The organism is Streptomyces sp. C1-1 (assembly GCF_050214755.1).
Lineage (GTDB): Bacteria > Actinomycetota > Actinomycetes > Streptomycetales > Streptomycetaceae > Streptomyces.
Map to the genome: position 1 here is coordinate 1,179,923 of NZ_CP189826.1, position 17,836 is coordinate 1,197,758.

Annotated in this window: 20 protein-coding genes and 1 pseudogene; 12 read left to right on the top strand and 9 right to left on the bottom strand. The window is 73.0% G+C overall.

Features of this window, described 5'->3' with window-relative positions; genetic code table 11:
* Positions 1 to 47 precede the first annotated feature (47 nt).
* On the top strand, positions 48 to 542 hold the full coding sequence (locus ACQF4J_RS05325; protein WP_351563940.1) for a lamin tail domain-containing protein: 495 nt from the start codon (positions 48 to 50) through the stop codon (positions 540 to 542).
* Here the strand turns inward: ACQF4J_RS05325 and ACQF4J_RS05330 are convergent.
* Genes ACQF4J_RS05330 through ACQF4J_RS05340 form a run of 3 tightly spaced genes read right to left on the bottom strand, consistent with a single transcriptional unit; the run spans position 526 to position 2,140 of the window.
* A complete protein-coding gene (locus tag ACQF4J_RS05330) occupies positions 526 to 744 on the bottom strand; it encodes a hypothetical protein (protein ID WP_427164782.1) in 219 nt (72 codons plus the stop codon). The two genes, ACQF4J_RS05325 and ACQF4J_RS05330, sit on opposite strands and share 17 nt — an antisense overlap.
* Before the next feature lie 14 nt (positions 745 to 758).
* Positions 759 to 1,763, bottom strand: a complete 1,005-nt coding sequence (locus ACQF4J_RS05335) for a hypothetical protein (RefSeq protein ID WP_427164783.1) — start codon at positions 1,761 to 1,763, stop codon at positions 759 to 761.
* On the bottom strand, positions 1,760 to 2,140 hold the full coding sequence (locus tag ACQF4J_RS05340) for a PadR family transcriptional regulator (RefSeq protein WP_427168566.1): 381 nt from the start codon (positions 2,138 to 2,140) through the stop codon (positions 1,760 to 1,762). Before ACQF4J_RS05340 ends, ACQF4J_RS05335 begins: the two co-directional genes overlap by 4 nt.
* Before the next feature lie 314 nt (positions 2,141 to 2,454).
* On the opposite strand from ACQF4J_RS05340, the gene ACQF4J_RS05345 reads away from it, so the two are divergent.
* The 7 genes from ACQF4J_RS05345 (at position 2,455) to tgmB (ending at position 9,370) form a co-directional block, all read left to right on the top strand.
* Positions 2,455 to 3,630 carry a hypothetical protein gene (locus ACQF4J_RS05345; protein WP_427164785.1) on the top strand — a complete coding sequence of 392 codons (1,176 nt, stop codon included), beginning with the start codon at positions 2,455 to 2,457 and terminating at the stop codon, positions 3,628 to 3,630.
* Positions 3,631 to 3,723: 93 nt separating this feature from the next.
* Entirely contained in the window at positions 3,724 to 4,290 is a 567-nt protein-coding gene (locus ACQF4J_RS05350; protein WP_351563947.1) for a (2Fe-2S)-binding protein, read from the top strand.
* Entirely contained in the window at positions 4,287 to 5,279 is a 993-nt protein-coding gene (locus tag ACQF4J_RS05355; RefSeq protein ID WP_427164787.1) for an FAD binding domain-containing protein, read from the top strand. The genes ACQF4J_RS05350 and ACQF4J_RS05355 overlap by 4 nt, the downstream gene beginning before the upstream one ends.
* Positions 5,280 to 5,300: 21 nt before the next feature.
* Positions 5,301 to 7,406, top strand: coding sequence for a xanthine dehydrogenase family protein molybdopterin-binding subunit (locus ACQF4J_RS05360; protein ID WP_427164788.1), 2,106 nt, complete (start codon positions 5,301 to 5,303; stop codon positions 7,404 to 7,406).
* Between the two features lie 350 nt (positions 7,407 to 7,756).
* Positions 7,757 to 8,092 (top strand): YkvA family protein, encoded by a 336-nt coding sequence (locus ACQF4J_RS05365; protein WP_351563952.1) that lies wholly within the window; start codon positions 7,757 to 7,759, stop codon positions 8,090 to 8,092.
* An 85-nt stretch (positions 8,093 to 8,177) separates the two neighbouring features.
* Positions 8,178 to 8,369 carry a putative ATP-grasp-modified RiPP gene (gene tgmA / locus ACQF4J_RS05370; protein WP_351563954.1) on the top strand — a complete coding sequence of 64 codons (192 nt, stop codon included), beginning with the start codon at positions 8,178 to 8,180 and terminating at the stop codon, positions 8,367 to 8,369.
* Positions 8,370 to 8,386: 17 nt separating this feature from the next.
* Positions 8,387 to 9,370, top strand: coding sequence for an ATP-grasp ribosomal peptide maturase (tgmB, locus tag ACQF4J_RS05375; protein WP_351563955.1), 984 nt, complete (start codon positions 8,387 to 8,389; stop codon positions 9,368 to 9,370).
* A 7-nt stretch (positions 9,371 to 9,377) separates the two neighbouring features.
* Here tgmB and ACQF4J_RS05380 read toward each other — a convergent pair whose 3' ends face one another.
* The gene (locus ACQF4J_RS05380) at positions 9,378 to 9,593 is read right to left on the bottom strand and encodes a hypothetical protein (protein ID WP_351563957.1); all 216 of its coding nucleotides are present in this window, start codon (positions 9,591 to 9,593) and stop codon (positions 9,378 to 9,380) included.
* A gap of 127 nt (positions 9,594 to 9,720) precedes the next feature.
* Positions 9,721 to 10,173 (bottom strand): DUF2269 family protein, encoded by a 453-nt coding sequence (locus ACQF4J_RS05385; protein ID WP_427164789.1) that lies wholly within the window; start codon positions 10,171 to 10,173, stop codon positions 9,721 to 9,723.
* Positions 10,174 to 10,349: 176 nt separating this feature from the next.
* Between ACQF4J_RS05385 and ACQF4J_RS05390 the strand changes: the two genes are divergently transcribed.
* Complete coding sequence (locus tag ACQF4J_RS05390; RefSeq protein ID WP_351563961.1) at positions 10,350 to 11,318, top strand: GlxA family transcriptional regulator; 969 nt, start codon at positions 10,350 to 10,352, stop codon at positions 11,316 to 11,318.
* A 16-nt stretch (positions 11,319 to 11,334) separates the two neighbouring features.
* On the opposite strand, the gene ACQF4J_RS05395 is transcribed toward ACQF4J_RS05390, so the two are convergent.
* On the bottom strand, positions 11,335 to 11,586 hold the full coding sequence (locus tag ACQF4J_RS05395; protein ID WP_351803765.1) for a DUF5133 domain-containing protein: 252 nt from the start codon (positions 11,584 to 11,586) through the stop codon (positions 11,335 to 11,337).
* A 170-nt stretch (positions 11,587 to 11,756) separates the two neighbouring features.
* On the opposite strand from ACQF4J_RS05395, the gene ACQF4J_RS05400 reads away from it, so the two are divergent.
* Positions 11,757 to 12,095 (top strand): hypothetical protein, encoded by a 339-nt coding sequence (locus ACQF4J_RS05400; RefSeq protein ID WP_351563967.1) that lies wholly within the window; start codon positions 11,757 to 11,759, stop codon positions 12,093 to 12,095.
* 10 nt (positions 12,096 to 12,105) lie between these two features.
* Here the strand turns inward: ACQF4J_RS05400 and ACQF4J_RS05405 are convergent.
* Both ACQF4J_RS05405 and ACQF4J_RS05410 read right to left on the bottom strand, forming a co-directional pair.
* Positions 12,106 to 12,324, bottom strand: a pseudogene (locus ACQF4J_RS05405) (ABC transporter ATP-binding protein); the annotation flags it as partial.
* The gene (locus ACQF4J_RS05410; RefSeq protein ID WP_351563968.1) at positions 12,323 to 13,180 is read right to left on the bottom strand and encodes an aldo/keto reductase; all 858 of its coding nucleotides are present in this window, start codon (positions 13,178 to 13,180) and stop codon (positions 12,323 to 12,325) included. The pseudogene ACQF4J_RS05405 and the gene ACQF4J_RS05410, both read right to left, overlap by 2 nt.
* Positions 13,181 to 13,399: 219 nt before the next feature.
* Here ACQF4J_RS05410 and ACQF4J_RS05415 point away from each other — a divergent pair, with 219 nt between their 5' ends.
* Both ACQF4J_RS05415 and ACQF4J_RS05420 read left to right on the top strand, forming a co-directional pair.
* Positions 13,400 to 14,293 carry a Gfo/Idh/MocA family protein gene (locus tag ACQF4J_RS05415; RefSeq protein WP_351563970.1) on the top strand — a complete coding sequence of 298 codons (894 nt, stop codon included), beginning with the start codon at positions 13,400 to 13,402 and terminating at the stop codon, positions 14,291 to 14,293.
* 74 nt (positions 14,294 to 14,367) lie between these two features.
* A complete protein-coding gene (locus ACQF4J_RS05420; protein WP_351563972.1) occupies positions 14,368 to 15,477 on the top strand; it encodes a PP2C family protein-serine/threonine phosphatase in 1,110 nt (369 codons plus the stop codon).
* On the opposite strand, the gene ACQF4J_RS05425 is transcribed toward ACQF4J_RS05420, so the two are convergent.
* Positions 15,449 to 17,713, bottom strand: coding sequence for an MMPL family transporter (locus ACQF4J_RS05425; protein ID WP_351563973.1), 2,265 nt, complete (start codon positions 17,711 to 17,713; stop codon positions 15,449 to 15,451). The genes ACQF4J_RS05420 and ACQF4J_RS05425 overlap by 29 nt on opposite strands.
* Positions 17,714 to 17,836: the final 123 nt, after the last annotated feature.

Sequence of the window (17,836 nt, forward strand, 5' to 3'; positions counted from 1 at the left end):
AAGCTCCAGATTCTTCACGAAACATGCACACAGGGGGGAACTTCTCCATGCGTATACGTCTTGTCGCCGCGACCGCCACCGCCGCGGGCACGCTCGCCGTCCTGGCCGCCGTCCCGGCGCACGCCACCGAGTACCAGTCCGCGCTGAAGATCAAGGGCGTCCAGTACGACGCGCCCGGCCGGGACTCCAACAGCTGCTCCACCGGCAACACGGACGAGGAGTACCTGACGCTCAAGAACTACTCGTCCCGGACGACCGTGAACCTCAAGGGGTACGTGGTCAAGGACAAGGCGGGCAACAAGTTCACCTTCACCCGCAACCACTACCTGCAGCCGGGCGACTATGTGAAGCTCCGCGGCGGCAGGGGCACCGACTCGGACGCGCGCAACGTCGTGTACCGCAACAACTGCAACTTCATGTGGAACAACGACAAGGACACGATCTACGTGTACAAGCCCTCGGGCAGCGGCGCCGACTCGCACGCGTACACCAAGAGCGGCAACGACAGCGACGGCAACGGGTACATCACGTTCCACGGGTGACGGCGGCGGAGCGGGCCGGCAGTACCCGCCCGCTCGCGCCGGCAAGGAGCAGCCCGCCGACCGTGCAGACGAGGGCCGCCGCGGGCAGACGGTGGCCCGTCGTGCCGAGGTCCGGATAGGAGCGGACGATCCGCACCAGGGCCGCCGCGCCCGCCAGTTGCGCCGCGACCAGTACCGGCAGCGGCGCCCACGAGCCCGTCACCTCGCCCCCTTCGGTCAGCGTGTCGCGAGGTCGCGCCTGGCCACGAGGGCGAGGGCCACGACGAGCAGCGTGATGGCGGCCGTCTGCGCGAGCGCGCCGCCGACGAAGGCGGCGGGCAGGGGCACGGACAGCCACGGGGACAGGGCGGCCACGCGAAACGCCAGCAGGAGCAGGCCGAGCGCGGCGAGGGCCACGGCGCCGCAGCCGGTGCTCGTCGAGTCCGCGCCGCGGGCCCGCAGCAGCAGCCAGCCCAGCGCGCCGAGGACGAAGCAGGTGGCCGGGGCCCAGGCCGCGTCGGCCAGGGCGGGCAGCAGCACGAGCGATCCGCCCATCACCACGCAGCAGGCCGTGTAGAGCAGGCCGGGGGTGCCCACGGGCAGGGCGGCCAGTGGGGCGTCCCGGTGGAACGCGGCACACAGAGCGAGCGCCGGCAGCCAGGCCAGCAGCGCGGTGGTGACGGCGTACCACGGCTCGGACGGCGCCCATTCGCTCACCAACGGCTCGAGAAGCGGCCACAGGGTGGGCAGCGCGGCGAGCAGCACGGCCGTACGCGCGAGACGCCGGCGGTCGTGGACGAGTGCGAAGAAGCCGACCGTCCACAGCAGGGGCAGCACCCACTGCGCGACGCCGACCGTGCCCAGCAGCGCTCCGCGACCGGTGAATCCGGACAGGAACATGTCCCATTCGCGCGCGCCGCGCGTCGAGGACCAGGTCAGGTTCATGATCCGGTCGACGACGGCGGCGGCCGCCTGCAGCAGGACGGCGAACAGCGCGAAGTGGCGCACTGCCGAGCCGAGCAACGCGTACGGCCGGGGCGCGCCGGAGGCGGCCAGTCTGCTGCGCACGGCCAGGGCGGCCACGCTGGCGATCTCGCCCAGGGTGGGCCTGCTCTGGTCCTGCGTCTCACGGTCGACGTCCCACAGGAAGACCTCGACCATCTCCCCCTCGCGATCCGCGCGGTAGTAGGCGGGGAGCAGGCGCAGCACGGTGCGGTAGCGGGTTTCGAGCAGGGTCGTCACGCCAGACCTCCTGCGAGTCCGGGACCGGTGGCGGGGTTCGAGGCCGGGTTCACCGGCTGCGCGGGGGTCTTGCGGCCTTCGGCGATGCGCTGCTTGGCGGCGCTGGCTCCGGCGGCCATCCGCTCCGCCTCCGCGGCCAGGGCCCGCGTCCCGTCGTCCGTGACGCGGTAGTAGCGCCGGAGCCGGCCGTCGTGCACCTCTTCGCGGTCCGGCGTGATCAGCCCGTCCGCGGTGAGCCGGTCGAGCACGCCGTAGAGGGTGCCGACGCGCAACTGCACCTCACCGCCGGACAGTTCCTCGACCTCGCGCAGGATGCCGTAGCCGTGCCGGGGCTGGTCGGCCAGGGCGGTGAGGACGAAGAACGCCGCCTGAGTCATGCTCCTCGATGCCATACGGCCACGATATCTCGCCTTCCGATATATAGCGCGGCGGCGAGCATGGCGGCGTGTCGGGGCACCGGTGCGGGCGGAACAGGGCCCGCCCCTAAGCGGATGGCGGGCGGGCCCTGTTCGCGGGCGCCATTGTGACCGGGCCAGGTACCGCCAGGGGACGTGTGAAACACCGGGGCTGAAGTGGACGGCGCGCACCCCGAGTGCGCGGCCCGCGTCCCGTGCGCGCGACCCCGCATGATCTCCGCCATACGGCGCAGAGATACTGGTGTCCGCACATGCCCCCGCCCTCAGATGGACTCATGCGCACTTCCCCGACGGCACGCCCGACCCCATCGACCACCCTGTGGCTGGCCCGTGGCCGGCACACCGGCCCCGACGCGGCAGACGTCGTACGCCGCACCCTCCAGCGACTCAAGAGCAGCGAGGTCATCGACGACCATCTGGAGGTGCCCGACTCCGACGGCGACCCTCGGCAGATCTTCGAGGCACGCTGGAAGGTCGCCGGGACGGTGACCGTGCGCGCCCGGCTGACCCTGGCCCCGCCGGCCGAGGACGGACGCGACTGGGTGCTGGCGGCGGAGGCGGAAAGCGCGTGGGACCAGGGATGGCCCTCTCCCGCCACGATGTTCTGGCCCGACGAGCCCGACGTCGCCTGGGACCACGAGCCCGGCACAGGAGTGCGTTTCCGCGAGGCCGCCCATCTGCCGGCGGACGACGACAAGGAGATCCGGCGGCTGCTCAGGAGCGCGGTGCGCGGCGGCTGGAGCGTGAACTTCGTCGTGCACGAGGCGATGACGCCCGACGAGCGCGGCCGGCGTCCGCTCGGCACCTTCCTGCCGCCGGGTCTGCGCCACCGCGTCGTGGAGCACCGCGCCGCCCCCGAACAACTGCGCATCGTCAACCGCGCGCTGCGCGAGTTCGGCGTGCAGGTCCCGCGCGGCGGTGCCGTCGTACTGCCGCCCGACCCCGCGCCCGAGGGCTTCGAGGCGGACGACTTCTCGATCCGTACCGTCTTCCTCGACGGCTCGCGCCCGGACGAGCTCGTCGACGCGCTGACCCGTTACGCCGCCCTGCCCCAGCCGCTGCCCGAGGGCGCGGAGGAGGCCGTCGCCGAACTGCGCGACGACTGGCGGCTGATGACGCTGGAGGAGCAGCTCGACCACGAGCGCAGGCTGGTCACCATGTACGCGGAGGCGTTGGAGGCCATGACGAAGTCGCGGGACCTGTACCGCGAGGCCGCCGAGCGCGCGCACGAGGCGCTGGCCGCCTATCGGGAGGCCGGTGTCGAGATCCCCGCACAGCCGCAGCCTCCCGCGACGCCGCCGGCCGGCTCCCCCCTGCAGCAGCTGACGCGGACCTTCGAGCGCCTGAAGTTCTCGGCCAAGGCGCTGCGGCCCGCGGCCGGTGCCGACCGCGAGAGTGCGGAACCCGCCGGGAAGGGCACGGACGAGCGGCCACCGCCCGCGGACGGCTGACCCCTGCCGCTTCCCGGCGCGGACGTGTCAGCCGGCGCAGGCTGGATACGCGGTCTGAACGGCATCCGAGACCGTCCCGGAAGGTCCCTCGCCATGGGCAGCAACCACAGCCTCCCGGCTGGACAGGGCACCGCGAGCGGTCCCCACCAGTCCCCCACCACGCTGCGGGTCAACGGCAAACCGCGCACCCTGACCGTCGACCACCGGCGCGTCCTGCTGGACCTGCTCCGCGAGGACCTGGGCCTGTTCGGCGCCAAGAAGGGCTGCGACCACGGCCAGTGCGGGGCCTGCACCGTCCTGGTGGACGGCCGCCGCGTCAACAGCTGTCTGCTGCTCGCCGTGACCCTGGACGACCGCGACGTCACGACCGTCGAGGGACTCACCGGCGACGGGGAGGAGCTGCACCCGCTGCAGCGGGCCTTCCTCGACCGCGACGCCTTCCAGTGCGGGTACTGCACCCCCGGCCAGCTCTGCTCCGCCGTCGGCATGCTCGCCGAGGCCGAGGCGGGGCACCCCTCCCGCGTCACCGATCCCGGGACCCCCTCCGGCGGGCCGGTCCCCCTCGGCCGGGAGGAGATCCGCGAGCGGCTCAGCGGCAACCTCTGCCGCTGCGGCGCCTATCCCCGGATCGTCGACGCGGTCGAGGACGTGATCCCGTGAAGGCCTTCGCGTACGTACGTCCGTCGAGCGTCGAGGAGGCCACCGCCGCGTTCGCCTCCCTGCCCGGCGCCCGCTACCTCGGCGGCGGCACCAACCTCGTCGACCTGATGAAGCTCGGCGTCGAGCGGCCCGCCGCGCTCGTCGACGTCGGCCGCCTCCCCCTGGACACGGTGGAGGACCTGCCCGACGGCTCGCTGCGCGTCGGAGCCCTCGTCCGCAACAGCGCCCTCGCCGCCCATCCCGCCGTCCGCGACCGGTATCCCGCCCTCTCCCAGGCCCTGCTCGCGGGCGCCTCCGGGCAGCTGCGCAACGCCGCCACCACCGGCGGCAACCTGCTGCAGCGCACCCGCTGCCCGTACTTCCAGGACGTGACCAAGCCGTGCAACAAGCGCGAGCCGGGGAGCGGCTGCGGAGCGCGGGACGGCGTCCACCGCGATCACGCGGTCCTCGGACACTCCGAGGCCTGCATCGCCACCCACCCGTCGGACATGGCCGTCGCGCTGGCCGCGCTCGACGCCCGCGTCGAGCTGTACGGCCCCGAAGGCGCCCGGGAGGTACCCGCCGCCGACTTCCACCGCCTGCCCGGGGACCATCCGGAGCGGGACACCGAGATCCGCCCCGGTGAGCTGATCACCGGGGTGCTCCTGCCCGGTTCGACGGCCGGGCTGCCGTCCCTGTACCGCAAGGCGCGGGACCGGGCCTCGTACGCCTTCGCCCTGGCCTCCGTGGCCGCGGTGCTGCAGGTGGCGGACGGGGTCGTCGCCCGGGCCGGGATCGCGTTCGGGGCGCTGGCCCACCGGCCCTGGCGGGCCCGCACGGCCGAGGAGGCGCTGGTGGGCGCGGCGCCCACCGCGGCAGCCTTTGAGCGCGCCGTCGACCTCGAACTGTCCGCCGCCCGGCCGCTGCGGGACAACGCCTACAAGGTGCCGCTCGCCCGTTCGCTCGCCCTGGACGTCCTGACCCGGCTCGTCGAGCCCGCCGGGACCTGAACCGGTATCCGAGGAGACCACATGGTCCGCACCGCCGCCGTGGGCGCACCGGCCGAGCGCCGGGAAGGCCGGGACAAGGTCACCGGCACCGCCCGCTACGCCGCCGAACACGTCCGTCCCGGCCGTGCCCACGCCTGGCCGGTGCCCGCCGCGATCGCACGCGGCACGGTGACCGCCGTCGACACCGCCGCCGCCCTGGACCTGCCCGGGGTCCTCACCGTCCTCACCCACGAGAACGCGCCGCGCCTGACCGAGCCGGACGATCCCGTACTCGCGGTGCTGCAGGATCCGCGGGTGCCGCACCACGGCTGGTTCGTGGCGCTCGTGGTGGCCGAGACCCTGGAGGCGGCCCGGGCCGGCGCCGCGGCGGTGAAGGTCTCGTACGACAGGCAGGACCACGACGTCACGCTCACCGAGACGCATCCGGGCGCCTACGTCCCCGAAAAGGCCAACGGCGGCTACCCGGCGAGCCGCGAACACGGCGATCCCGAGGGTGTCTTCGGCTCCTCCGCCGTCCGGGTCGACGTCCGCTACCGGGTGCCGCCGCTGCACAACCACCCCATGGAACCGCACACGAGCACCGCGCTGTGGGATCGCGACCGCCTCACCGTGCACACCTCCAGCCAGGGCTCGAACGTCGTACGTGCCACGCTCGCCGCCCTCTTCGAGCTTCCCGAGGAGCGTGTCACCGTCGTCGCCGAGCACGTGGGCGGCGGTTTCGGCTCCAAGGGCACTCCGCGCCCCGACGTGGTGCTCGCCGCGATGGCGGCACGGCAGACGGGACGCCCGGTCACCCTGGCCCTGCCGCGCCGGTACCTGCCGGCCGTGGTCGGGCACCGGGCGCCCACGCTGCACCGGCTGCGCCTCGGCGCGCGCGCCGACGGCAGGCTCACGTCCTTGATCCACGAGGTCACCACCCACACGTCCCGCGTCAAGGAGTTCGTCGAACAGGCCGCCGTACCCGCGCGGATCATGTACGCCGCGCCGGAGAGCCGGACCCTGCACCGCGTGGCGCCGCTGGATGTGCCCACGCCGTCCTGGATGCGGGCGCCGGGCGAGGCCCCCGGCATGTACGCGCTGGAGTCCGCCATGGACGAACTGGCCTGCGAACTCGGCATGGACCCGGTGGAGTTGCGCATCGCCAACGAGCCGGAGACGGAGCCCGACAGCGGCAAGCCGTTCAGCAGCAGGCATCTCGTCGAGTGTCTGCGCGAGGGCGCCCGCCGCTTCGAGTGGGCGCGCCGCGACCCGCGCCCGCGCTCCCGCCGCGCCGGACCACTGCTCCTCGGCACGGGCGTGGCCGCCGCCGTCTACCCGGTTCTCATACAGCCGTCCACGGCGTCCGCCCGGGCCCTGCCCGACGGGACGTTCCTGGTGCGGATCAACGCCACCGACATCGGCACGGGCTCGCGCACCATGCTCGCGCAGGTCGCGGCCGACGCCCTCGGCGTGGAGCTCGAACGGGTCCGCACACAGGTCGGCAGCAGCGATCTGCCCCCGGCCTCCCTGGCCGGCGGTTCGTCCGGCACGGCCTCCTGGGGCTGGGCGGTGCACGACGCCTGCGCCCGGCTGGCGGCTGCCTTGAGCGAACACGCCGGGCCGCTGCCCGCCGAGGGTCTGGAGGCGGGCGCCGACACCGCGGGACGGGCCGACGCCGAGAGCCCCTGGGCCCGCCACGCCTTCGGGGCACACTTCGCCGAGGTGGCCGTCGACACCGTGACCGGCGAGATCCGCGTGAGCCGGCTGCTCGGGGTGTACGCCGCCGGGCACATCCTCAACGCCCGTACCGCGCGCTCCCAGTTCGTCGGCGGCATGACCATGGGTCTCGGCATGGCGCTGACCGAGGGCAGCACCGTGGACGCCGCCTTCGGCGACTTCACCGAGTCCGACCTGGCGTCGTACCACGTGCCCGCGCACGCCGACGTGCCCGACATCGAGGCGCACTGGATCGACGAGGACGATCCCCACCTCAACCCCATGGGCAGCAAGGGGATCGGGGAGATCGGCATCGTCGGAACGGCCGCCGCCATCGGCAACGCCGTCCACCACGCCACCGGCGTGCGCCTGCGCGAACTGCCGCTCACACCGGACCGGGTGCTGGGCGCGGCCGCACGGGGCCGGCCGTAGTCGGCCGGCCCGACGCGGTCGCGGCCGCACCGGTCGCGGTCACTCGGCCCGGCACCGGGCCGGCTCCAGCGGCGCCGCGCTGAGCAACGGCGCCTGGGAGGCCGGGCCGGACGCCCGGCGCCACGAGGGCCGCCAGGCACACGCGTGTGGTTCGGCAGCCCTCGGGCCGTCGATACGCTTCACGCGACGTTACAAGCCACTACCACGCGTCACCACCGCACCGTGCCACTCGGGTGACCCGTTGGTGTGAACCGCCGCCGTGTCGCCTGCAGGCGGCAGGACGTACGAAGGCCGGATGCGGGAATCCGACTAGGGGCGGGCCGCTCGGCACGCCGGACGGAGGAAGATCCGTGGATACGACCACGACCGTGATCGTCATCGCCGCGGTCCTCGCGGCACTCGTGCTCGCGGCGGCCGTCGCCGTGCTGGTCCGCCTGGTGCGGACGCGGCGCGATCTGAGCAGAGCCGGTCTGCCGACCGGGCCGCGCTGGATTTTCTGGGGGGCCGTCCTCTACTTCGTACTGCCCACCGACCTGCTGCCCGACCCCATCTATCTGGACGACATCGGCGTCCTTCTCCTCGCCCTGCACAATCTGCGTGCGCCACTTCGTGGGATCTATGGCCACAAATCCCCCTTGACTACGCAGAGTAAGGAAACCAATCACCCGTTCGATTCGTATAAGTGACTGGAAGGGCAAGGCAGTCGGCGGACCGGCGCCGTCCCGGAGGGGGGACGGCGCCGGTCGGCGCAGCACCGACGAGGGAGACACGATGCAACCGTTCGCGCTCAACTACGCACGTCCGGCGGTGGAGTTGGAGGCCACGACTCCGTACGCCTACGACTGTGCGCTGCAGTTGAACGTGCTCATGGACGGCCGGGTCGCCGCGGGCGACCTCGCACTGCTGAGAGAACTGGGGACCACGACCTCCACCGCGGGTTCCAAGACTCACTTCGACGACTGAACGCGGAACCGCCCACGATGACCGTCCTGATCCTGACCTGTGAAGAGGATGTGACCGCCGACATGGTGGTGGTGCACCTCAACGCCTCCGGGGTCCCGGTGGTCCGGCTGGACCCGGCGGACCTCCCCGGCGGTGTCGCGCTGTCGGGTGAGTATGTGCACGGGGCCTTCCGCGGCCACCTCCAGTCCGCGGGGCGGCTGGTGAGCATCGCCGGCCTGCGCTCCATATGGGTGCGCAGGCCGGGCGCCCCGGCCGCGCGGGCTCCGCAGTCCTCCGCCTGGCTGACCGAGGAGTCCTCGCAGGCGCTGTACGGCATGCTCCGCGGCAGCGGGGCCCGTTGGATGAACCATCCGGACGCGGCCCGGCAGGCGCGCCACAAGCCGTGGCAGTTGCGGCTGGCCCAGGACTGCGGGCTGCCCGTGCCGGCCACCCTGATCACGACGTTCCCGCAGGCGGCGCGGGAGTTCGCGGAGCGCTATCCGGACCTGGTGGTCAAGCCGGTCTCCGGGGCGCACCCGCAGGATCCTCCCCGGGCGGTGCCGACCAGCAGGGTGGCTCCGGACACGGACTTCTCCGCCGTCGCCTTCGGGCCCACGCTGCTGCAGCGGCGCGTCGCCAAACGGGCGGACATCCGGCTGACCGTGGTGGGCCGGCGCATGCTGGCGGCCCGCAAGGCGACGGCCGCGGACGCCGACCCCGACGCGGTGGACGTGCGCTTCGCGCCGGGGGACGTGCCGTGGCGGCCCGCCGAGGTGCCGCCGCGCGTCGCCGACGCCGTCCGCTCCTATCTGGACCGGGCGCAACTGGCCTACGGTGCCTTCGACTTCGCCGAGGACGCCGACGGGACGTGGTGGTTTCTGGAGTGCAACCAGTCGGGACAGTTCGGCTTCGTCGAGGTGGAGACGGGCCAGCCGATCGCCCGTGCCGTCGCGGAGTGGCTCGCCCAGCCCGGCCCGGAACCCGATGCTCGGGTCGACGACGCCGACGCCTCGGTGTGTTGAGGTACGGTCAGTGGGGAAGCGAGCCGGGCAGCAGGGCCGTCCGCTGCCATCCGGCGCCGGGCGCCGCGGGCCGCTCAGGCGTCAGGCCCGCGCCGAAGGACGACAACGGCCGCATCGCGTACTCCAGTTCGCGGCTGACGCGCTCGGCCTCCCTGCGGGTCTGAAGGGGGATGTCGCCGCGTTCGGCGACGAGCCGGTCATAGATGGGGGAATCCTGAAACACCCTCGACGCGCCTTTCGTATGCCGGCCCATAGGTATGGGCACAGTTGTCGAGTGTAAGCGCCCCGGCACACCGCGGTGCGAATTCCCCTGAGCGCTTGACGCCGCGACGACCGGGCCGGGCCGCCGGTCAGGCCCCCGTGGTGGAGCCGGGGCGGACGATCATCAGCACGGTCACGGCGGCCCAGAGCAGGTTGAACACCCCGGTGAACATGGCGAGTCGCACGGTGACCGGCCGCTCCGCGGGCCGTCCCGCGTCCAGTTCGACGAGGAGTTCGTCCTGGTGGGGCAGCACGAAGGCGATCAGGAGGCCGGCCGCGACGGCCGTGAGGGTGATGGACGCGATCAGCCATCCGCTGCCCAGGACGCCCATCGCGGCCGCGGTGGCGAAGCCCAGGGCGGGTACGGCGATGCCGATGCCGGAGTAGACCCGGCAGATGCGGTGCAGCAGCCGGACCGTGTGCACCGCCGCCTCCCCGTCGGCCCGGCGGGCCGCGGGCGGGAACATGCTCGCGGCGACGGCCACCGGCCCCACGGCCATGATGGCGGCCAGGACATGGAGGGTGAGCAGCAGCTTGGTCATCGGGGGCCTTTCGGGAGTGCGGTGGCCGGGTCCGCGCTCACGCTAAGGATCTTCAGGTCCCCGCCACAGGGGCTGAAACGACAGGTTCCGACGGGTTCTCGCCAACGCTCTCATCAGGGTTTTCCGCCAAGGACCCAGGCCACGAGCGAGGCGTGAATCCGCCTATGGTGGCTCTCATGCACTCCATTGCCATCCTGGCGCTCGAACAGGTCGTGCCGTTCGACCTGGCGGCACCCATGCAGGTGTTCGACTGGGCGCGGCTGCCGGACGGCCGCCGCCCCTACCGGGTGCGACTGTGCGCCGAATCGCCGGAAGTGCTGGGGGACGGTCTGGTGCTGCGGGTGGACCGGGGGCTGGAGGCGCTCGCGGACGCCGACACGATCGTCGTGCCGGGCCGGGCGCCGGGAGCCGGACCGACGCCCGAGCCGGTGCTGGAGGCGCTGCGCCGGGCGGCCGCCGCGGGCACCCGCATCGCGTCGGTGTGCGCGGGCGCGTTCGTGCTGGCGGAGGCGGGGCTGCTGGACGGTCTGCGGGCCACCACGCACTGGATGGCGGCCGGTGAACTCGCGCGCCGCCACCCCGAGGTCGAGGTCGAGCCGGACGTGCTCTACGTCGACAACGGCCAGATCCTCACCTCGGCCGGCGCCTCGGCGGCACTGGACCTGTGCCTGCACATGATCCGCCGGGACCTCGGCTCGGCCGTGGCCGCCGACGCGGCCCGCATGTGTGTGATGCCCCTCGAACGGGAGGGCGGGCAGGCCCAGTTCATCGTCCACGAGCAGCCCCCGGTGCCGCGCGGCTCCACCCTCGAACCGGTCCTGGAGTGGATCGAGGACAACCTGGCGGGCGAGATCACCCTGGGTGCGATGGCCGCGCGTTGCGGCATGAGCGAGCGCACCTTCAGCCGGCGCTTTCGCGAGCAGACGGGGACGACGCCGCTGCAGTGGCTGCTGCGGGCCCGGGTGCGGCGGGCCCAGTACCTGCTGGAGAACAGCGACCGTCCGATCGAACGGATCGCGCAGCAGGCGGGGTTCGGCTCACCGACGGCGTTCCGCGAGCGGTTCCGCCGGGTGGTCGGCACCACCCCGCAGGCGTACCGCGCCGCGTTCCACGGGCGCGCCGCCCTCGCGGGCGTACGTTCCTGAGGCGGGCCGCGCTCCGTCAGGCGGCCTGCGACACGCAGTCGTCGCCGCAGCCGATCCCGGCCCTCATCCGCCGCGCCGCGCTCAGCAGGGCGTCGGCGCGCTCGATCGCTTCCCGCACGTCCGTGGCTCCCGTCATCGCGCACAGCCTGCGGCTGACATCCGCCAGCTCCCGTGTCGTACGCGGTGTGCCGCGTTCGGCCTGCGCGATGCGCAGCGACGCGTAGCGGGTGAGCAGCGTTCTGACGGCCTTCGGGTCCGCAGCGAGCACGAAAACGCCCCTTCTCTCGGTTTTCGCCTCGTGTTCCCGGGCACAGCGGGCTCAACCCCATCCACCGTCACTCGTTTCACAATTGACGCAATTTCGCCCCCGATCCGGTTCCCCTCTCGCCGTGCGTCGTTGTACACAGAGCAACCATCCCGGCACGAACGGTGACCATCATGAACGGATCCGGCCGCCTCCTCTGCGCCCTGTACCTCGCCACCAGCGGCGGGCTCGCCTGCACCACGGCCCTCGAGTACCGCGGCGGCGGTCCGCTGTGGGCCGTGTTCCTGTGCGCCGCCGCGGCCGTGGTCCCCGTGATCGCCGTCGTACGGGAGACGCTCATCGGCGAACTGCGCGCGACCGTTGCCGGGCGGCGCCGGCCCGCGCGTTCGGCCGCCGACGAGATCGTCCGCGAGAAGCTGGACGCGGCCTGCTGCGAACGCTGGTGGACGAGCCTGGGCACCGCCCACGACGCGGTCTGCCCGCACCGGGTGCCGCGCAGCAGCGCCGCCTGACCCGCGCGGGTCAGGCGACCTGTCCGCCGTGCAGGTGCGTGTACGCCCCGCCGCGGCGCAGGAGTTCCTCGTGCGTCCCGGTCTCCAGGATGCGGCCGTCGCCCATCACGACGATCCGGTCCACGCCGCGCACGGTGGACAGCCGGTGCGCCACCACGAACGTGGTCCGGCCGCGCAGCAGTCGGGCCAGCGCCACATCGATGGGGGTCCTCCGTGGTGACCGGGTGTCAGACGGCGTCGAGCTGTGCGAGTTCCTCGGAGCCGAGTTCGAGGTCGGCGGCGGCGAGGGAGTCGAGGATCGTCTCCGGGCGGCTGGCGCCCGGGATGGGCACGACGACCGGCGACTTGGCGAGCATCCACGCCAGGCACACGCGCTGCGGGCTCACCCCGTGCGCCTCGGCGACGCGGGCGAACGGCGCGTAGGCGGAGCCCAGTTCACCGGCTCGGGAGATGCCGCCGAGGGGGCTCCAGGGCAGGAAGGCGATGCCGAGCTCGTCGCACAGCTCCAGCTCGGGCTCGCTGGAGCGGAACGCCGGGGAGAACTGGTTCTGCACGGAGACCAGCCGCCCGCCGAGGATCTCCTGGGCCTGCCTGATCTGCTGCGGATCGGCGTTGGAGATGCCCGCCATGCGGATCTTGCCCTCGTCCAGCAGGTCGCGGATCGCGCCGACCGACTCGGCGTACGGCACCCTCGGGTCGGGGCGGTGGAACTGGTACAGCCCGATGGCGTCCACGCCCAGCCGGCGCAGGGACGCCTCGCAGGCCTCCTTGAGGTACCGCGGGCTGCCGTCGAGGGTCCAGCTGCCGTCACCGGGCCGCAGATGGCCGCCCTTGGTGGCGACCAGGACGTCCTTGCCCCGGTCGTGGGAGGCGAGGGCCTTGGCGATCAGGGTCTCGTTGTGGCCGACCTCGTGGGCGTCCCGGTGGTAGGCGTCCGCGGTGTCGATCAGGGTCACGCCGGCGTCCAGGGCGGCGTGGAGGGTGGCGAGGGAGCGTGCCTCGTCCGGCCTGCCCTCGATCGACATGGGCATCGCGCCCAGCCCGATCGCGCTGACTTCTACGTCCCCGATGCGGCGGGTGTGCATGTGGTCGTGACCTCTTTCGCCTGGGTGAGGGCGGTGCCGAAACACCTCCAGCCTGGACCGCGCGCGGGCCGGAGGTCCAATAGAGGAAAGAGAACGGATTCAGCAGCCGGGGCGCTGAATGGCGGCGCCCGTCGGCACGGTTGCGCGGTCGGCAGGTCGGTGTGCGACGCTCACTGCCGGACGGCCGCCACGGGGGCGGCACGGCGGAGAGGCGGCGGCATGCGCATCGGACTGCTCGGTACCGGCCCTTGGGCGGCCATGGCACACGCGCCCGCCCTGAGCGAGCATCCCGGAGTCGACTTCACCGGGGTGTGGGGGCGCCGTCCGTCGGCCGCGAAGGAACTCGCCGACCGGTTCGGCACCCGTGCCTACGACGACGTCGACGCGCTGTTCGCCGACGTGGACGCCGTGGCCGTGGCGCTGCCGCCGGCCGTGCAGGCGGAACTCGCGGTGCGCGCGGCGCGGGCGGGCCGCCATCTGCTGCTGGACAAGCCGCTGGCGACGACGGTGGAGCAGGGGCGGGCGGTGGTCGACGCCGTGCGCGAGGCCCAGGTCGCCTCGGTCGTCTTCTTCACCAGCCGCTTCGTGACGGGGACCGAGGCGTGGATCTCCGCGCAGGCGGAGACGGGTGGCTGGTTCACCGCGCGGGCGGAGTGGCTGGGATCGCTGTACGGCAGCGGCAGCGACAGCCCGTTCGCCGCCTCGCCGTGGCGGCGGGAGAAGGGCGCACTGTGGGACGTGGGTCCCCATGCGCTGTCCGTGCTGCTGCCCGTCCTCGGGGACGCGCGCCGGGTGGCGGCCGCGGCCCCCGGGCCCGGCGACACCGTCCATCTCGTCCTCGACCACGCCGGCGGCGCGTCGAGCACCGTCACCCTCAGCCTGTCGGCCCCGCCCGCGGCCGCGGGGGCCGCCGTCGAACTGCGCGGCGAGTCGGGCGTGGCCGTGCTGCCCACCGGTGCGGAAGGCGCCGTCACCGCTCTGGCCCACGCCGCCGACGCCCTGCTGACGGCCGTCGGCACCGGCCGGCCGCACGCCTGCGACGCGGCGTTCGGGTTGCGGGTCACGGAGATCCTGGCCGAGGCCGAGGCCCTGCTGGACGGCCGCACCGGCTGACGCGGCATCACGACCGGCCCCTCCCACCGCGCCTCCGGCATGCGCTCACCGCCCCGCCGTAGGAGCGTGGTGGTGTGAAGAGGGTGACCGTGGTGTCGGCGCGCCGGGACCGTGGCCGGCGGGGCTGGCTGCGGGGCGCGCCGCCGCCGTGGTGGGTGAAGGCCCTGCCGGTCGTCCTGATCGCGGGCGTGTGCACGGCGACGCTGATCAGCCCCGACCCGCTCGACATCGGGTTCCTGCTGGGCGCGATCCCACCGCTGGCCGTTCTCTCGTACGGTCCCTGGGCGACCGCGGTCCTCGGTGCCGCCGTGGTCGCCGTGCTCAACGTGCCGGCCTTCCATCTCGACAGCCCCGGCAACACCGACCTGCTGACCATCGTCTTCGTGGCCGTGCTGAGCGTGTTCGTGTCGTACGTGCGCAGTCACCGCGACGCCCAGCTGGACCTGGAGCGCACGGTCGCCGAGGCGGCTCAGCGCGCGGTCGTGCCGCCGCTGCCGGAGCGCGTCGGCGCGGTGCGCTGCGCCGGGCTGTACCGGGCCGCGCAGCGCGGGACCCTGGTGGGCGGCGACTTCTTCGACGTACGTGAGGGGCCCTACGGTGTGCGGGCCGTGCTCGGCGACGTGCAGGGGCACGGGCTGTCGGCGATCTCCACGGTGGCCTCCCTGCTGGGGGCCTTCCGGGAGGCGGTCCTGGACCAGCCGGACCTGGAGTCGGTCGCCGCTCGTCTCGACCGCAGGCTGGTGGCGGACTCCGCGTCGTCGCGGTACGCCGAACTGTTCGCGACCGCCGTGCTGCTGGAGTTCTCCCGGGACGCGCGCTCGGTGCGCCTGGTCTCCTGCGGGCATCCGGCGCCCCTGTTGCTGCGCGGCCGGGAGGCCACCGAGGTCGAGCTGACCGCTTGGACGCCGCTCGGGCTCGGCCTGGCCGACGGCGGCCCGCCCGCCGGGCTCACGCTGCGGCTGGAGCCCGGGCACAGCCTGTTCCTGGCGTCGGACGGCGTCAGCGAGGCGCGGGACGGCGACGGCACCTTCTACCCGCTGCCCGACCGCCTCGTGGCCCTGTCCGACAGCGACCCGGCGGTGCTGGCCGAGCGGGTCTGGACGGATCTCGTGCGGTACTGCCCCGCCGTCGCGGACGACGTGACGATGCTCGTCCTCACGCCCGGGTCCGCGGACGGCCGCTGACGTCCTGCTGGCCGGCGGCCTGCTCCTGGTCGCCCTCGGCGTCGATGTGCGGCAGGATCCGGTCGAGCCAGCGCGGCGTCCACCAGGCACGCGGCCCCAGCAGCGTCATCACGGCCGGCACCATCAGCAGGCGCACCACGGTCGCGTCGATCAGCACGCTCACGGCGAGGCCCAGTCCGAGCATCTTGACCACGATGTTGTCGCTGACGATGAAGGCCGCGAAGACACTCACCATGATCAGGGCGGCGCAGGTGATCACCCGGGCGGTGATCTCCAGCGCGTGGGCGACCGACGCCTTGGCGTCCCCGGTGCGCAGCCAGGCCTCGTGGACGCGGGAGAGCAGGAAGATCTCGTAGTCCATGCTGAGGCCGAAGATGATGGCGAACATCATCATCGGCACATAGCTCTCGATGGGCACCTTGCCGTTGACGCCCAGCGCGGGACCGCCCCAGCCCCACTGGAAGACGGCCACCACGACGCCGTACGAGGCCCCGATGGACAGGACGTTCAGGACGGCCGCCTTCACCGCGACGAGCAGACCGCGGAAGACGGCGAGGATGATCAGGAAGGCCAGCCCGACCACGACACCGATGATCAGCGGCAGCCGGCTGGCGACGATGTCGCGGAAGTCGACCTGGGCCGCCGTGGTGCCGGTGACGTAGCCCTTGGCGGAGGTGCCGGAGACGGCGTCGGGGAGGGTGTGGTGGACCAGCCGGTTCGCCAGGTCCGTGGTGCCGGCGCTCTGCGGGGACTCCTTGGAGTAGACCGTGCCGACCAGGACGTCCCCGTCCTTGGTGGGCGTCAGCTGGGTGACCGTGGAGGCTCCGGAGACGCCGTCGAGGGTCTTCTGCGCCTGGGACGACAGGTCCGAGCGCTTGGAGGAGGACACGGTGCTCTGGTCGATGACGACGGTCAGCGGGCCGTTGGAGCCGGGACCGAAGGCGTCGGTCATCAGGTCGTAGGCGCGCCGGTCGGTGAAGGACGTGGGGTCGGCGCCGTCGCCGATGTGCCCGAGCTGGATGGACAGCAGCGGGATGGCGAGGACGACGACTGTCACCACGCCCGCCGCCAGGAACTGCCAGGGCCGGTGCTCCACGCGCTGCGCGTAGCGGTGCCAGGTGCCCTGCGGGGTGGCCCCGGGCTCGGCGTCGGTCTCGGCGACGGGCCGGCGCACGTGGTAGCGGTCGATGCGTCTGCCGATCAGCCCGAGCAGGGCGGGGACCAGGGTCAGCGCGGCGGTGACGGCCGAGACGACCGTCACGGCGGCGGCCAGGCCGAGTTTGCCGATGAAACTCACGCCCGACGCGTACAGGCCGGCCAGCGCGATGATCACCGTGCAGCCGGAGACGAGGACGGCCCGTCCGCTGGTGGCCGTGGCGTGGCCGGCGGAGTGCACCGGGTCGACGCCGTTCATGATGTTCTGGCGGTGACGGGTGATCAGGAAGAGGGCGTAGTCGATGCCCACGCCGAGGCCGATCATCGTGGCGAGGGTCGGCGAGACGGTGGCGAACTCGAACGCCGCGGCGAGCAGGCCCAGGCAGGCGAGCCCGCCCACCGCGCCGACCAGCGCGGTCAGCAGTGGCAGACCGGCGGCGATCACGCTGCCGAAGCCGATGAGGAGGACGACGATCGCGACGCCGAAGCCGATCAGCTCGCTCACCCGGTCGTCGGGCGCGGGCCGGGCCAGTTCGCCGAGCGGTCCGCCGTACTCGACCTGCGCCCCGGCCGAGCGCAGTGGCTGCACGGCCTTGTCGACGCCGTTCAGATAGCTGTCGCCGAGGGTGGAGGGCTGCACGTCGAAGCGGACGGTGATGTAGGCGGTCCTGCCGTCCGAGGACAGCGGACCGACCTTCGACGCGGGCGTGGACAGCGGGTTCTGGGCGGACAGGACGTGCGGCAGCTTCTGCAGGTCGCCGACGGTGGTCGACATCTGCGAGCCGAGTGAGGTCAGGGCCTTGTCGCCGTCGTGCATCACGATCTGGCTGCTGTATCCGCCCGCCGCGGGGTCGTGCTTCTTGAGGACGTCGAGGCCCTGCTGGGACTGGACGCCCGGCAGGGAGAAGTTGTCGGAGTAGTCGCCGCCGAAGGACCGGTTGAGGAACTGCAGGGCGACCAGGGCGACCAGCCACGCCACGATGACGATCAGGAAGTGCCGGGCGCACCACTCCCCAAGCCTTCGCAGTACGCCCCCTCGGGCGGTCCCCGTTTTCCCCGTTGCCGTGTGCGTCGGTGACATGGCCTTGGTCTCTCCCGTCGGCCAGACGTTCGTAACCTCATTACACGCCCGTCCCGTCACTCCGGCATCTTGGGTCTCCTCCGGATGCACGCGGGGCCCGGGCGTTGAATGGTGATATCGGAA

Coding starts and splice junctions, on each gene's coding strand:
- ACQF4J_RS05325 (WP_351563940.1), top strand. CDS start 48: ATGCGTATACGTCTTGTCGCCGCGACCGCCACCGCCGCGGGCACGCTC.
- ACQF4J_RS05340 (WP_427168566.1), bottom strand. CDS start 2,140: ATGACTCAGGCGGCGTTCTTCGTCCTCACCGCCCTGGCCGACCAGCCC.
- ACQF4J_RS05345 (WP_427164785.1), top strand. CDS start 2,455: ATGCGCACTTCCCCGACGGCACGCCCGACCCCATCGACCACCCTGTGG.
- ACQF4J_RS05350 (WP_351563947.1), top strand. CDS start 3,724: ATGGGCAGCAACCACAGCCTCCCGGCTGGACAGGGCACCGCGAGCGGT.
- ACQF4J_RS05360 (WP_427164788.1), top strand. CDS start 5,301: ATGGTCCGCACCGCCGCCGTGGGCGCACCGGCCGAGCGCCGGGAAGGC.
- tgmA (WP_351563954.1), top strand. CDS start 8,178: ATGCAACCGTTCGCGCTCAACTACGCACGTCCGGCGGTGGAGTTGGAG.
- tgmB (WP_351563955.1), top strand. CDS start 8,387: ATGACCGTCCTGATCCTGACCTGTGAAGAGGATGTGACCGCCGACATG.
- ACQF4J_RS05385 (WP_427164789.1), bottom strand. CDS start 10,173: ATGACCAAGCTGCTGCTCACCCTCCATGTCCTGGCCGCCATCATGGCC.
- ACQF4J_RS05390 (WP_351563961.1), top strand. CDS start 10,350: ATGCACTCCATTGCCATCCTGGCGCTCGAACAGGTCGTGCCGTTCGAC.
- ACQF4J_RS05400 (WP_351563967.1), top strand. CDS start 11,757: ATGAACGGATCCGGCCGCCTCCTCTGCGCCCTGTACCTCGCCACCAGC.
- ACQF4J_RS05410 (WP_351563968.1), bottom strand. CDS start 13,180: ATGCACACCCGCCGCATCGGGGACGTAGAAGTCAGCGCGATCGGGCTG.
- ACQF4J_RS05415 (WP_351563970.1), top strand. CDS start 13,400: ATGCGCATCGGACTGCTCGGTACCGGCCCTTGGGCGGCCATGGCACAC.
- ACQF4J_RS05425 (WP_351563973.1), bottom strand. CDS start 17,713: ATGTCACCGACGCACACGGCAACGGGGAAAACGGGGACCGCCCGAGGG.